We start from the raw sequence: 13,254 nt of genomic DNA on the forward strand, positions 1-13,254 counted from the left end.
CATACGTTCCAGTTACAGATACCGCTGGAACCACTCCACCATCCGCTTCCACCCGTCCTTCGCGGCGTCGGGCTTGTAGCTGGCGCGGTAGTCGGCCATGAAAGCGTGGTCGGCGTCCGGGTACACCACGAATTCCGACTGCTTGGCCGCGGCGTTGCCGTTGGCCAGCTTGGTCTTCATCGTCTCGATGTCAGCCACCGGGATGCTGGCGTCCTTGGCGCCGTACAGCCCCAGCACCGGGCCATGCAGCTCGTTGACCACGTTATAGGCGAAGCGCTTGATCAGCGGGCCGTGGCCGACGCTGAGCTTGCCATACCAGGCGACGGCGGCGCGCACGTTGGGGTTGTGCGCGGCGTACATCCACGTCAGGCGCCCGCCCCAGCAAAAGCCCGTCACCGCCACGCGGCGGGCGTCGCCGCCGTGCTGCGCGGCCCAGGCCACGCTGGCATCCAGGTCCGCGAACACCTGCTCGTCCGGCACCTTGCTGACCAGTTCGGCAATGAGCTTGGGGATGTCGGTATAGACCGACGCATCGCCCTGGCGCTCGTAGAGGTTGGCGGCCACCGCCAGGTAGCCGGCCTTGGCGACCCGGCGGCAGATGTCCTTGATGTGCTCGTGCACGCCGAAGATCTCTTGCACGACCAGCACGATGGGCAGGTCGCGGCGGCCTTCAGGCGCGGCGTAATAGGCGGCGATGGTGCCATCAGCCACGGGCAGTTGGAAATCCCCGTGGACCAGGCCCTGGGTGTCCGTATGGATGACGGTGGGAGCGACGTTGCCGGCGGCGGCGGAAAAACTCATGGAGTACTCCTGTGTAGGGATCAACGACACCGGGCCTCCCGTTACCGTACGCGTCCCTAGTGCGTGTGGGAATGCTCCGCATGGGGCGCGCCGCGAGCGGCGTCGGTTCCATGCTCATGCCCGTGCATCAGCGTCGTCACGCTATAGATCAGCGCCACGCCCACGCCCACCAGCAGCAATTGCGGGACGGCGTCCGAAAGGGACACCCGTTCGTGCATCTGCGGCATCAGGTCGGCAACCGAGATATACAGGAAGCTGCTGGCGGCGATCACCAGCACATAGGGCACCCAGCCCTGCGCCTGCTGAAGCACGAAGTACCCTATTATGCCGCCCACGGCTGAACACAAGCTGGTGAACAGGATCAGCGAAAAGGCACGGCGGCGCGCCAGCCCCGCATTGAGCAGCACGACGAAGTCGCTCAGCTTGTGCGGCACTTCGTGCACGATGATGGATGCGGCCGTCAGGACGCCCAGCACCGGATCGGTCAGGAACGCGGCTGCGACCAGCACGCCGTCGCACAGGTTGTGCAGCGAACTGCCGATCAGGATCAGCACCCCGCCACGCCCCGCTTCGTGGTGGTCATGGCCCTTGTGATGGTGGTGGCCGTCGCCCTCGTGGTGATGGCTGTGGCGCAGCAACGCGATTTTCTCCAGCACGAAGAAGCCGATCAACGACGCCAGCATCAGGCCGAACAGCGCATGGGCGTCGCCCACCGCCCCCTCGAAGGCCTCGGGCAGCAAGTGCAAGAGCGCCACCGACAGCAGCACGCCCACCGACAGGCTGACCATGTGATGCAGGTATTGGGCAAACACCTTGTAGGCCAGCCAACTGGCGACAAGGACGGCGATAAGGCCACCGGTGACGGTGGCAAGCAGGACCCAGAGCAGCAACATTTGGGGGACGCAATATAGGCGGGGGAAGCGCAACATTATATTGTTGCAATCCCAAAATCGGAAATGGGCCGCCCGAAGGCGGCCCACCGGTCTTGCGGGCGGCCAGGCGCGCGCTTAGTGCGCCTGTTCCCAGTTCTTGCCCATCCCCACCTCGGCAACCAGGGGCACGCGCAACTCGGCTACGTTGCACATCAGCCGTGGCAGCGCTTCCTTGACCAGCTCGATCTCGGCGTCCGGCGCTTCCAGCACCAGTTCGTCGTGCACCTGCATGATCATGCGGGTTTGCAGCTTTTCGGCTTCCAGCCAATCCTGCACGGCCACCATGGCCATCTTGATCAGGTCGGCGGCGGTACCCTGCATGGGCGCGTTGATGGCCGCCCGTTCCGCCCCCTGCCGGCGCGGACCCGAGGCCCCACGGATCTCCGGCAGTTGCAGGCGGCGCCCGAACACGGTTTCCACGTAGCCCTGCTCGCGCGCCAGCCGGCGGGTGTTTTCCATGTACATCGCCACGCCGGGATAGCGGGCGAAATAGCGGTCGATATACGCTTGCGCCGCATCGCGCGTGATGCCCAGGTTGGACGCCAGGCCAAACACGCCCATGCCGTAGATCAGGCCGAAGTTGATGGCCTTGGCCGCGCGGCGCTGCTCGCTCGACACGTCCGCCAGCGGCACGCCGAACACTTCCGAGGCCGTGGCGCGGTGGATGTCCTCGCCCGCGGCGAACGCGCGCTGCAGGTTGGCGTCGTCGGAGACGTGCGCCATGATGCGCAGCTCGATCTGCGAATAGTCGGCCGACAGCAGCAAGCCCTGTTCGGCGATGAAGGCTTCGCGCACGCGGCGGCCGGCCTCGGTGCGCACCGGGATGTTCTGCAGGTTGGGATCGGACGACGCCAGGCGGCCCGTGATCACCGCGGCTTGCGCGTAGCGCGTGTGCACGCGCCCGGTGTCCGGGTTGATCATGCGGGGCAGCTTGTCGGTGTAGGTCGACTTCAGCTTGGACAGGCCCCGGTATTCCAGCAGCACCTGCGGCAACGGGTAGTCCTGCGCCAGCTTGGTCAGCACGTCTTCGTCCGTCGACGGCGCGCCGCCCGCGGTCTTGCGCACCACCGGCAGCTGCATGCGGTCGAACAGGATCTCGCCCAACTGCTTGGGGGAATTCAGGTTGAAAGGCTGGCCGGCAAGCTCATAGGCCTTTTGCTCCAGGCGCAGCATTTCCTGGCCCAGCTTGTGGCTTTGGCGGCCAAGCTCGGCCGCATCGACCTTCACGCCATTGCGCTCGATCGTGGTCAGCACCGCCGACACCTGGATCTCCAGCTGGTAGACGCGGTTCAGCCCTTCGTCGGCCGCCACCATCGGGCGCAGGACCTGATGCAGCTGCAACGTGAAATCAGCGTCTTCGGCGGCGTAGTGGCCGGCCTTGTCGACGGCCACTTCATCAAAGCCGATCTGCTTGGCGCCCTTGCCGCACAGGTCCTCGTAGGACACGCCGCTGCGGCCCAGATAACGCTGGGCCAGATCGTTCAGGCCCACGCCGCGATGGGACTCCAGCACGTACGCTTCGAGCATCGTGTCTTCGGCGATGCCTGCCAGCTTGATGCCTTCGTTGGCGAACACATGGGCGTCGTACTTGGCGTGATGCAGCAGCTTGGCGCGCGAGGCGTCCTCAAGCCACGGCTTCAGGCGCGCCAGCACCTCGGCCTTGGGCAATTGCGTCGCGCCATCGGGACCGCGATGCGCCACGGGGATGTAGCAGGCCACGCCCGGCTCCACCGCCAGGGACAAGCCGACAAGCTTGGCCTGCATCTGGTCGAGCGACGTGGTCTCGGTGTCCAGCGCCACCAGGGACGCGTTTTGCAGTTTGTCGAACCAGGCGTCGAATTCGGCCCAGTCGGCGATGATGCGGTAGTCCAATTCGGTGGGCGCCGCGGGCGCCTCGACCGCAATGCGCGCGTCGCCGGCAGGCACACGCTCGGCGTCGCCCGTCAGGTCCCGCAACCAGGTGCGGAAACCGTAACGTTCGTACAGTTCGGTCAGCGTGGCGTCGTCGCGTTCGCGCGGCGTCAGGTCGTCCACGCTTTCGACGTGGCCGGTCAGGTCGCAGTCGTACTTCACCGTCAGCAGCTGGCGCGTCAACGGGAAATTCGGGATGGCTTCGCGCAGGTTGCTGCCGGCCACGCCCTTGATACCGTCGGCGCCTTCGACCAGCTTGTCGATGGAACCGAATTCCGTCAGCCACTTGACCGCGGTCTTGGGGCCGACCTTGGTCACGCCCGGCACGTTGTCCACCGTGTCGCCCACCAGCATCAGGTAGTCGACGATGCGGTCGGGCGGCACGCCGAACTTGTTGACCACGCCGGGCTCGTCCAGTACTTCGCCAGTCATGGTGTTGACGAGCGTGACGTGGCTGTTGACCAGTTGCGCCAGGTCCTTGTCGCCGGTGGAGACGATGGTGTGCACGTCGTGCTCGGCCGCGCGCTTGGCCAGCGTGCCGATCACGTCGTCCGCTTCCACGCCCTCGATGGCCAGCACCGGCCAGCCCAGCGCGCGCACGGCGCGGTGGATGGGTTCGATCTGCGCCGCCAGGTCCTCCGGCATGGGAGGACGGTGCGACTTGTACTCGGGATACAAATCGTCCCGGAAGGTCTTGCCGCGTGCATCGAAAATACATGCGGCATACTCTGCCTTGTGGTCAGATACAAGCTTGCGCAACATGTTCACCACGCCGTAGAGCGCACCCGTAGGTTCGCCTTGCGCATTGCGCAAATCAGGCATAGCGTGGAAAGCGCGGTACAAGTAACTTGAACCGTCGACCAGTAATAAGGTTTTTTTCATGGTTACAAAGGCAGATATGGCAATAACTGCGGAAACACCCGCCAACAAACAAATTCCGCTGATTATGTCAGAGATACGGACGGCGGCAGACAAGCTCGCGAACATCGGGCCCGCAGTCAGCGTCTTCGGCAGTGCACGAGTCAGTCGCAATTCCCCCCATTATGAAACCACCATCGCCATCTCGGCCGCCCTCGCCGGCGCCGGGTTCGCGGTCATCGCCGGGGGCGGCCCCGGCATCATGGAGGCAGCCAACAAAGGCGCTTTCGAGGCGGGCGGCACCAGCATCGGGCTGAACATCAGCCTGCCGCACGAAGCGCACAACAACGAATACCAGACCATCAGCCTGTCGTTCGAATATTTCTTTTCGCGCAAGGCCACGTTCTTCATGCACAGCTTCGCCTACGTGGCGATGCCTGGCGGCTTCGGCACGCTGGATGAGCTCTTCGAAGCGTTGACGCTGATCCAGACGGGCAAGGTCCCGCCCGCGCCCATCGTCCTGGTGGGTAGCGAATACTGGTCGGGCCTGGTCGAATGGCTGGGCGGCCAGGTGCTGGCCAACGGCATGATCGGCGCGCACGACCTGGACCTCTTCATCATCGAAGACGATCCCGTCAAGGTGGTCCGCCGGGTGGTCGAGTTCCACGAAAAGGTCAACTCGGACGCGCAATACGCGCCGTCCCTGCCGGCCTGAACGCACTTCTCCACCCCATGAAAAATGCCCCCGAGGGGGCATTTTTCACTTCCGCATGAACGCCGGCACGACCTCGGCCGGGATGGGACACGCGTAAGGCTGGCCGCGGCGCGCGTCCAGCAGTTCTTCCTTGGCCCGGGCCAGCGCGTCGGGCTGCGTGTACAGATCGGCGGCGGTCGCCGCAATGATCTTGGCCGCGTGCACCATGCCCTTGTGCGCCATGGACAGCTTGCCCTGCGCCACCATCTGCCAGGAATGAAAAGGCGTGCCGTAGGCGTAGCAGGCGCCCCAGCACTGCGCCGTGGGCGTCACCCAGCTGACATCGCCGACGTCCGTGGAACCATAGGTGATCTCGGTCTTGGCCGGATCAAACGGCGCCACGCCGGAGAACAGCGGAGTGGGGTTGCGCAGCACCGCGCCCAGGTTCTTGCCCGCGTTATCGATGTCGTCTTCCGTGATGGAATCCCACATCCGCCGCGCGGTCTGCTCTTCGCCCGGCGTGTAGGCGGGCCCTTGCAGCGCCTGCATGTTGGCGTACATCACCTCGTTCAGCACGCGGTTCGGCATGTAGTTCGAACACGCCTTGTCGAACACGATGTCCAGCTCGCACCCCGTCATCAACGCCGCGCCTCGCGCCACGTTCTTCACGCGCTCGTACAGTTCCGATGCCTGCGAATTGACCGGCGCGCGCACCAGGTACAGGACTTCGGCGCGGGCCTGCACCACGTTCGGCGAAATGCCGCCGCTATTGGTCACGGCGTAATGCACGCGCGCATCCGGCACCATGTGCTCGCGCAGATAGTTCACGCCCACATTCATCAGTTCCACCGCGTCCAGCGCGCTGCGGCCAAGGTGAGGCGAATTCGCCGCGTGCGCGGCAATCCCGCGGAAGCGGAAATAGGCCTGGATATTGGCCAGCGACGACTGGTGAAAGATCCCTGTATGCGAGGCAGGATGCCAGGTCAGAGCCGCATCCAGATCGTCGAACAGGCCCGCGCGCGCCATGAAGGTTTTGCCCGATCCGCCCTCTTCTGCCGGACAGCCGTAGAAGCGGATCGTGCCCGGCAACTGGTTGGCTTCCAGGAATTCCTTGACCGCCACCGCGGCGAAATGCGCGGCCGTGCCCAGCAGGTGGTGGCCGCAACCGTGGCCGTTGCCGTTGGGCGTCTCGGGCGACGGCTGGCAGGCGAACGCACCGCTTTCCTGGCTCAGGCCGGACAGCGCGTCGTACTCGCCCAGAATACCGATGACCGGGCCGCCCTGGCCCGCTTCGGCCACGAACGCGGTAGGGATGCCGGCGGCATCCCGCGTAATGCGAAAGCCCGATTCCTCCAGCATCGCGATGTGCAGTTCGGCCGATTTGTGCTCGGCGTAACGCAGCTCGGCCAGGCTCCAGATGCGGTCGCTCAGGTCGGCGTAACGGTCGGTGCGCGCGTCGATGAACGGCGCAAGTTTGTCGATGGCACCCATTGCTTCTCCAGTGAAAGGGCTGATCCTGTCTCTTTGAAAAAAGCCTGTCATTCGTCGAGCTTGATCCCGGCAGTTTCAATGATTTTGCGGTTCGCGGCCAGCGTCTGCGAGATGCGCTGCGCGAACGCTTGCGGCGTGCCGCCCTCCGGCTGCGCGCCCAGCGTCGCCAGCCGCTGCACCAGCGCGGGGTCGGCCAGCGCACGGCCTACGGCCTGGTTCAACGTCTGCACCACGGCGTCCGGCGTGCCGGTGGGCGCGACCAGCCCGAACCAGGTCTGGCCCAGCGCATTCAACTGCGGGTAGCCCAATTCCGCCAGCGTCGGCAATTCCGGCATGCCCGCCAACCGGCCAGGTGCCGACACCGCGATGGCGCGCAGCTTGCCAGCCTTGATCAGCGATTGCGCCGATGCATACTGGTCCTGCTGCACCTGCACCTCGCCACCGACCGCGGCGGTCAGCGCCGGCCCCATGCCCCGGTAGGGCACGTGCAGCACGTCGACCTTCAGGTCGGCGTTCATCGCGGCCAGATTCAGGTGGCCCAGCGAACCGACGCCGGGCGACCCGAAGGAATACTTGCCCGGGTGCGCACGCAGCTCAGCCAGGAACTGCGGAAAATCCTGCGCCGGAAAGGCCGGGTTGACCATCCATACCACCGGCACCGTCGCAACCGACGCCACGGGCGTCAGTTGCCGGGCGGGGTCTACCCGCTGCGTGCCGTACAGCAAGGGATTGACGGCCATGGTGCTGACCGTCGCCATGCCCAGGGTGTAGCCGTCCGGTTCGGCGCGTGCCACGGCCTCGGTGCCGATCAGCCCGCCCGCCCCGGCGCGGTTCTCCACGACCACGCTCTGGCCCAATTCCTTGCGCAGGCCGTCGGCCACCGCACGCGCCAGCACGTCCGTGGATCCGCCGGGCGCGAACGGCACGATCAGCCGCACCGGCTGCGAGGGATACGCGCCCTGGGCGCTGGCGAAAACAGGCGCGCTGAGGGCGACAGCGCAAACTACGGCATGCAGCAAACGGGACTTCATGAACCAGCCACTCCTAGGGACGCAAGCGAAGAACGGAATCGCTGCATTGTGGCCAGGGCATATCCTTATTTCAAATACATTAATGCGTTGATATATTCATATTTTGAATATCTAAACCGTCATGGACGTCGCGCCCGCCACCCTGCTTTCCCGCCTGCTCGCCAAAGGCCGGCTGCGCCATCTGCAACTGCTGGCCAGCATCGCCGACCTCGGCAGCATCCAGCAGGCCGCCAGCCACATCGGCTTGAGCCAGCCCGCCGCTACCCATGCCCTGGCCGACATCGAAGACCTGCTGGGCGTGCGGCTGTTCGAACGCCATGCCCGCGGCATGCGCACCACCCGCAGCGGCCAGTTGATGGCCGAGTGCGCGCGAGGCATGCTAACGACCCTGCGCGCCTCCACCGACTCCGTGGCCGCCTTGCGCGAGGGGGCCGCCGGCAGCCTGCGCCTGGGGGCGATTCCGGCGGCCAGCGGCGGCCTGCTGGCCGAACGCCTGCCCGCGTTCATGACGGCGCATCCCGACCTGCATGTGGAAGTGGTGGAAGGCAGCCGGGAACACCTGCTGCCGCTGGCGGCCAGCGGCAGCCTCGACATGCTGTTGTGCCGCCGGCCGGATGCCGTGCCGGCCGGGCTGGAGTTCGTGCCCCTGCAACAGGATGCCGCCGTGATCGTCGCGACGGCCGGGCACCCCTTGCTGATGCCCGGATGCGTCCCCACGCTGGAACAGGTCGCCTCGCAGCTATGGATCGAACCTCGCCCCGAACTCGCCATCCATGCCGTGTTCACGGCGTTCTTCGAGCGCGCCGGCGTGGTCCCCCGCCGTTGCCGGCTGGCCAGCGCCGCGCCGCCCATGCCGTTGCTGATCGCCGTCATGCACGCGCAGCAGGCCCTGGCGATGGTGCCGCTGACGTTGGCCAACTGGTATCTCCAGCACGGCCATTTCCAGCGCGTGGCGATCGAATCGCCGGGATCGTTCGCGCCGATCGGCGCCATTGTCCGCGCCCAAGGCCCCGGCCGCGATTTCCTGGATTGGCTCTGCCGCTGACGCGCAAATCAGCGCATCGTCTTGATGATGGCCTCGCGCGCCAGTCCCATGAATTCGCTTTCGCCGGCCCTCGCTGGCAACAAGCGGAATTCCACCGCCGGCAAGGCCGGCAGTCCGGGGGCGTGCAGGCGCGCAATGCCCGGCGCCAGCGCCGATTCGTTCAGGCAGGCCACGCCCAAGCCGGCTGAAATGGCCAGCTGCAAACCCGCCACGCCGGAGGCTACATGCGCCACCGCATAGGGCACGCCCCGGCGCGACAACAACCGCTCGACGTACTGGCGCAACGCGCACGTCTCCGGCAACACCAGCAGCGGCAAGGACTCGCCCGCTTGTGGACCCGCCCCTTCCGCCGCCATCCATAGCAAGGGCTCGCGCCGCAGCAGGGCGCCCTGCGCCCGGGCACGCGGCGCGCCGCGCTCCTGGATCGACATCGATATGCCGACGTCGATCTCGCCCCGCTCATAAGCGGCCTCGATGGCGCCGCTCTTCATGATCGTGACGTGCAGGCGCACCTGCGGATACTGCTCGTTCAGGCGCCGCAGCATCCGCGCCACGTCGCCGGGGCGGAAATAGTCCGTGATGCACAAGCGCAATTCGCCTCGCAACGCCACGCCCCGCAAGTCGCGATAGGCCTCGTCGCTCAGCGCCAGGATGGCGCGCGCGTGCGCCAACAGGCGTTCGCCGGCGGGCGTTGCGGCGACGCCCGCCTTGCCCCGAACCAGCAAAGGCTGCCCCGCGCGGTCTTCCAGTTTGCGCATCTGCTCGCTGACCGACGATTGGGACAAAAACACCTTGGGCGCGGCCGCCGTCAGGCTGCCGGAATCCAGCACGGCAACCAGCGTGCGCAACTGGTCCAGATCAAATCCCGACATGGCTCATCCAACGGATTAAACGATGGTTGAAATCGTAAATTCCCGCTTTTCCGATGTCAACAAGGTTCCTACACTGGCCTCACACCTACCCAATCAGGAGCCTCTCATGCCTCACATCGTCGTCCATCTCTCCGGCCAGTCCGATGCCGCCATCAACCGCCGCGTCGTCGATTCCGTGGCGGGCCTGACCCAGTCTGTACTGGGCAAGAAGCTTCCCGTGATCGCCATTACGCTGCAGCACATCCCGCATGACTTGTGGTTCATCGGCGGCCACCCGCTGTCCGATCTGGGCAAGAACGCCTTCCACCTGGACATCAGCGTCACCGACGAGACCAACACCAAGGCCGAGAAGGCGCGCTTCATCAAGGAGATCTATGCGTCGTTCCAGGAGATCCTGGGCGAACTGCACGAATGCTCCTACGTCCATGTGATCGACGCGCGGGCGGCGGCCTACGGCTACGGCGGTGCAACGCAGGAATACCGGCACCAGCAAAACGGCGTCTAGGCTTCCCGGCAAAAAAAAAGCCGCACACCCGAAGGTGTGCGGCTTTTTCGCGTACTACCGAAACGCGGGGACGACTAGCCCCCGTTTCGCTTAGACGGCTGCGTCGCGCGCAGCGCGCTTGCGTTCGTTTTCCAGCAGGTAGCGCTTGCGCAGGCGGATCGACTTCGGCGTGATTTCCACGAGTTCGTCGTCATCGATGAATTCCACGGCGTATTCCAGCGACATCTGGATCGGCGGAACCAGGCGCACGGCTTCGTCGGTGCCCGAGGCGCGCACGTTGGTCAGCTGCTTGCCCTTGATCGGGTTCACGACCAGGTCGTTGTCACGGCTGTGGATGCCGATGATCATGCCTTCGTACAGCGCATCGCCCGGGCTCACGAACATGCGGCCGCGGTCCTGCAGCTTCCACAGGGCGTAGGCCACGGCGTCGCCGTTGTCCTGGCTGATCAGCACGCCGTTGCGACGCTCGCCGATCGAACCTTCCTTGACCGGGGCGTATTCATGGAAGATGTGGCTCATCAAGCCCGTGCCGCGCGTCAGCGTCAGGAACTCGTTCTGGAAGCCGATCAGGCCACGGGCCGGGATCAGGTATTCCAGGCGGGTACGGCCACGGCCGTCCGGCTGCATGTCCTGCAGGTCGCCCTTGCGGCGGCCCAGTTCTTCCATCACGCCGCCCTGGTGGGCGTCTTCGACGTCGACCGTCAGCGATTCGAACGGCTCGCACTTCACGCCGTCGATGTCCTTGAACACCACGCGCGGGCGCGACACGGCCAGCTCGTAGCCTTCGCGGCGCATCGTTTCCAGCAGAATCGTCAGGTGCAGTTCACCGCGGCCCGACACTTCGAACACCGTGTCGTCGCCCGTGTCGCGCACACGCAGCGCCACGTTGGACTTCAGCTCGCGGTCCAGGCGGTCGCGCACTTGGCGGCTGGTCACGAACTTGCCTTCGCGGCCGGCCAGCGGCGACGTGTTCACCATGAAGTTCATGGTCAGCGTCGGTTCGTCGATGCGCAGCATCGGCAGGGCTTCCTGCGTGGTCGCGTCGGTGACGGTGCAGCCGATGCCCAGTTCTTCGATACCGTTGATCAGCACGATGTCGCCGGCTTCAGCTTCATCCACCACGATGCGCTCCAGGCCATGGAACTTCAGTACCTGGTTGATGCGGCCGCGGCCGCCCTGGCCTTCCGGACCGAACTTGTAAGCCACTTCCATGCCGGGGCGCATACGGCCACGGTTGATGCGGCCCACGCCGATCTTGCCGACGTAGCTGTTGTAGTCCAGCGAGATGATCTGCATCTGCAACGGACCGTTGGGATCGTCGTCGCGTTGCGGCACGTGCTGCAGGATGGCTTCGAACAGCGGACGCATGTTGCCTTCGCGCACGTCCGGCGTCAGGCCGGCGTAGCCCGACAGGCCCGAGGCGTACACCACCGGGAAGTCCAGCTGCTCTTCGGTCGCGCCCAGCTTGTCGAACAGGTCGAACGTGGCGTTGATGACGAAGTCGGTACGGGCGCCCGGACGGTCGACCTTGTTGACCACGACGATCGGCTTCAGGCCCAGGGCCAGCGCCTTGCGGGTCACGAAAATGGTCTGCGGCATCGGGCCTTCGACGGCGTCCACCAGCAGCAGCACGCCGTCAACCATGGACAGCACGCGTTCGACTTCGCCACCGAAGTCCGCGTGTCCCGGGGTGTCGACGATGTTGATGTGCGTGCCTTCGTATTCAACGGCACAGTTCTTGGCCAGAATCGTGATGCCGCGTTCTTTTTCCAGATCGTTCGAGTCCATGACCCGTTCGGTCAGCGCCTGGTTTTCGCGGAAGGTGCCGGATTGGCGCAGCAGCTGGTCGACCAGGGTTGTTTTACCGTGGTCCACGTGGGCGATGATGGCGACGTTGCGCAAGGCGCGAGTCATAGCGAGTCCTTTAAGGTCAGGGTGGAGGGCAGCAAGCCCTCCGGCAATTCGTTCAGTGCAAGCAATGCCTGCTTGGGGTCTGGCATGGCCTGCAAGGCTTCCAGCTCAACGGCGCGTTCCAGAGAAAATGGCCCGACATGCGTGCGCCGCAGCGCCGTCAGGTGGGCGTAACAGCCCAGCACGCGCCCGATGTCCTGGGCCAGTGTCCGGATGTATGTGCCTTTACTGCAAGCCACATCGATCTCTGCCTGCGTCCCCGACAGGGACAGCAGCTCGATGCGGTGAATCGTGATCTGGCGCGGTGCGCGTTCCAACTCGATGCCGGCACGCGCGTACTCGTACAACGGCTTGCCGTCGCGCTTGAGCGCGGAGTACATCGGCGGGATCTGCTCGATCGTGCCCGAGAAACGTGACAGCGCGTCGCGCAGTGCCTGTTCCTCTACCGCAAACCCCGGTTCGGCGGTCGACACGACATTGCCGGTCAGATCGCCAGAATCGGTTTCACTGCCAAATTGCAGCGTAGCGCGATATGCCTTGTCGGCGTTGAGCATCGCGCCGGAAATCTTGGTCGCGCGTCCCATGCAGCACACCAGCAAGCCGGTGGCGAAGGGGTCCAGCGTGCCCGTGTGGCCGGCTTTCGCCGCATCCATGGCACGCTTGGCGCGTTGTAAAGCGTGGTTGCTCGACAAACCTACGGGTTTGTCGAGCAACAGCACACCGTCGAGCGCAAGCCCGCGTCGTTTAGCCATCGTCGGAATCCGTGTTTAGAGCAGTGACGACAGCCCGATCAGGACTGGTCTTCAGGTTCGTCGGGCACGCCCGAGTGGGGGCCGGGCCGGTTTGCGCGGTCGATCAGGATCGACATTTCGATGCCACGGGCAATCTGCTCGTCGTGGAAGAAACGCAAAGTGGGGACAGTGTGAATGTGCAGCAGCTTGTAGAGCTGCGAGTGCAGCCAACCGGCTTTCTCGTTCAGCAAGGCGGTCGCGGCTTCGGGCTCAGCGCCCAAAACCGTGAACCACACCTTGGCATGCGCGTAGTCGGTCGACAGTTCCACACCAGAGAGCGTGATCAGCCCCGCGCGAGTCATATCGATCTCGCGCTGGATGATCCCGGCCAGATCCTTCTGGATCTGGTCGGCCAACCGCAAATTGCGGCCGGGGATGGCTTTGGACTTGTGACGGCTCATTAGCAATAATG

Annotated in this window: 12 protein-coding genes; 3 read left to right on the top strand and 9 right to left on the bottom strand. The window is 65.1% G+C overall.

Annotated elements, in window-relative coordinates:
* Nucleotides 1–12: 12 nt before the first annotated feature.
* The 3 genes from ACO6D5_RS08170 to polA form a co-directional block, all read right to left on the bottom strand.
* Complete coding sequence (locus tag ACO6D5_RS08170) at nucleotides 13–801, bottom strand: dienelactone hydrolase family protein (RefSeq protein ID WP_485825089.1); 789 nt, start codon at nucleotides 799–801, stop codon at nucleotides 13–15.
* Nucleotides 802–857: 56 nt separating this feature from the next.
* A complete protein-coding gene (locus tag ACO6D5_RS08175) occupies nucleotides 858–1,694 on the bottom strand; it encodes a ZIP family metal transporter (RefSeq protein ID WP_315529233.1) in 837 nt (278 codons plus the stop codon).
* Nucleotides 1,695–1,808: 114 nt separating this feature from the next.
* Nucleotides 1,809–4,526 (bottom strand): DNA polymerase I, encoded by a 2,718-nt coding sequence (gene polA, locus ACO6D5_RS08180; protein WP_485825090.1) that lies wholly within the window; start codon nucleotides 4,524–4,526, stop codon nucleotides 1,809–1,811.
* On the opposite strand from polA, the gene ACO6D5_RS08185 reads away from it, so the two are divergent.
* Nucleotides 4,525–5,217, top strand: a complete 693-nt coding sequence (locus ACO6D5_RS08185; protein ID WP_485825091.1) for an LOG family protein — start codon at nucleotides 4,525–4,527, stop codon at nucleotides 5,215–5,217. The genes polA and ACO6D5_RS08185 overlap by 2 nt on opposite strands.
* A gap of 45 nt (nucleotides 5,218–5,262) precedes the next feature.
* On the opposite strand, the gene ACO6D5_RS08190 is transcribed toward ACO6D5_RS08185, so the two are convergent.
* Together ACO6D5_RS08190 and ACO6D5_RS08195 are read right to left on the bottom strand one after the other, a co-directional pair.
* Nucleotides 5,263–6,687 (bottom strand): M20 family metallopeptidase, encoded by a 1,425-nt coding sequence (locus ACO6D5_RS08190; RefSeq protein ID WP_485825092.1) that lies wholly within the window; start codon nucleotides 6,685–6,687, stop codon nucleotides 5,263–5,265.
* A 47-nt stretch (nucleotides 6,688–6,734) separates the two neighbouring features.
* Nucleotides 6,735–7,718, bottom strand: coding sequence for a Bug family tripartite tricarboxylate transporter substrate binding protein (locus ACO6D5_RS08195; RefSeq protein WP_485825093.1), 984 nt, complete (start codon nucleotides 7,716–7,718; stop codon nucleotides 6,735–6,737).
* 121 nt (nucleotides 7,719–7,839) lie between these two features.
* On the opposite strand from ACO6D5_RS08195, the gene ACO6D5_RS08200 reads away from it, so the two are divergent.
* Nucleotides 7,840–8,763, top strand: coding sequence for a LysR family transcriptional regulator (locus ACO6D5_RS08200; protein ID WP_485825094.1), 924 nt, complete (start codon nucleotides 7,840–7,842; stop codon nucleotides 8,761–8,763).
* A gap of 8 nt (nucleotides 8,764–8,771) precedes the next feature.
* Here the strand turns inward: ACO6D5_RS08200 and ACO6D5_RS08205 are convergent, their stop codons facing one another.
* Nucleotides 8,772–9,635, bottom strand: a complete 864-nt coding sequence (locus ACO6D5_RS08205; RefSeq protein ID WP_485825095.1) for a LysR substrate-binding domain-containing protein — start codon at nucleotides 9,633–9,635, stop codon at nucleotides 8,772–8,774.
* 106 nt (nucleotides 9,636–9,741) lie between these two features.
* Here ACO6D5_RS08205 and ACO6D5_RS08210 point away from each other — a divergent pair, with 106 nt between their 5' ends.
* Nucleotides 9,742–10,140 (top strand): tautomerase family protein, encoded by a 399-nt coding sequence (locus ACO6D5_RS08210; RefSeq protein WP_485825096.1) that lies wholly within the window; start codon nucleotides 9,742–9,744, stop codon nucleotides 10,138–10,140.
* Between the two features lie 90 nt (nucleotides 10,141–10,230).
* Here ACO6D5_RS08210 and typA read toward each other — a convergent pair whose 3' ends face one another.
* From typA to rbfA, 3 genes are read right to left on the bottom strand one after another with little or no spacing between them, the layout of a single operon-like run.
* Nucleotides 10,231–12,054 carry a translational GTPase TypA gene (typA, locus tag ACO6D5_RS08215; protein ID WP_315529224.1) on the bottom strand — a complete coding sequence of 608 codons (1,824 nt, stop codon included), beginning with the start codon at nucleotides 12,052–12,054 and terminating at the stop codon, nucleotides 10,231–10,233.
* Nucleotides 12,051–12,803, bottom strand: coding sequence for a tRNA pseudouridine(55) synthase TruB (gene truB / locus ACO6D5_RS08220; protein ID WP_169270098.1), 753 nt, complete (start codon nucleotides 12,801–12,803; stop codon nucleotides 12,051–12,053). The genes typA and truB overlap by 4 nt, the downstream gene beginning before the upstream one ends.
* 38 nt (nucleotides 12,804–12,841) lie before the next feature.
* The gene (gene rbfA / locus ACO6D5_RS08225; RefSeq protein WP_006225083.1) at nucleotides 12,842–13,243 is read right to left on the bottom strand and encodes a 30S ribosome-binding factor RbfA; all 402 of its coding nucleotides are present in this window, start codon (nucleotides 13,241–13,243) and stop codon (nucleotides 12,842–12,844) included.
* Nucleotides 13,244–13,254 lie beyond the last annotated feature (11 nt).

It is taken from the genome of Achromobacter sp. (assembly GCF_057314935.1).

Bases quoted from the DNA above. Each gene is read 5' to 3' on its own strand.
- ACO6D5_RS08170 (WP_485825089.1), bottom strand. From the start codon at position 801: ATGAGTTTTTCCGCCGCCGCCGGCAACGTCGCTCCCACCGTCATCCAT.
- ACO6D5_RS08175 (WP_315529233.1), bottom strand. From the start codon at position 1,694: ATGTTGCTGCTCTGGGTCCTGCTTGCCACCGTCACCGGTGGCCTTATC.
- ACO6D5_RS08185 (WP_485825091.1), top strand. From the start codon at position 4,525: ATGGTTACAAAGGCAGATATGGCAATAACTGCGGAAACACCCGCCAAC.
- polA (WP_485825090.1), bottom strand. From the start codon at position 4,526: ATGAAAAAAACCTTATTACTGGTCGACGGTTCAAGTTACTTGTACCGC.
- ACO6D5_RS08190 (WP_485825092.1), bottom strand. From the start codon at position 6,687: ATGGGTGCCATCGACAAACTTGCGCCGTTCATCGACGCGCGCACCGAC.
- ACO6D5_RS08195 (WP_485825093.1), bottom strand. From the start codon at position 7,718: ATGAAGTCCCGTTTGCTGCATGCCGTAGTTTGCGCTGTCGCCCTCAGC.
- ACO6D5_RS08200 (WP_485825094.1), top strand. From the start codon at position 7,840: ATGGACGTCGCGCCCGCCACCCTGCTTTCCCGCCTGCTCGCCAAAGGC.
- ACO6D5_RS08205 (WP_485825095.1), bottom strand. From the start codon at position 9,635: ATGTCGGGATTTGATCTGGACCAGTTGCGCACGCTGGTTGCCGTGCTG.
- ACO6D5_RS08210 (WP_485825096.1), top strand. From the start codon at position 9,742: ATGCCTCACATCGTCGTCCATCTCTCCGGCCAGTCCGATGCCGCCATC.
- typA (WP_315529224.1), bottom strand. From the start codon at position 12,054: ATGACTCGCGCCTTGCGCAACGTCGCCATCATCGCCCACGTGGACCAC.
- truB (WP_169270098.1), bottom strand. From the start codon at position 12,803: ATGGCTAAACGACGCGGGCTTGCGCTCGACGGTGTGCTGTTGCTCGAC.
- rbfA (WP_006225083.1), bottom strand. From the start codon at position 13,243: ATGAGCCGTCACAAGTCCAAAGCCATCCCCGGCCGCAATTTGCGGTTG.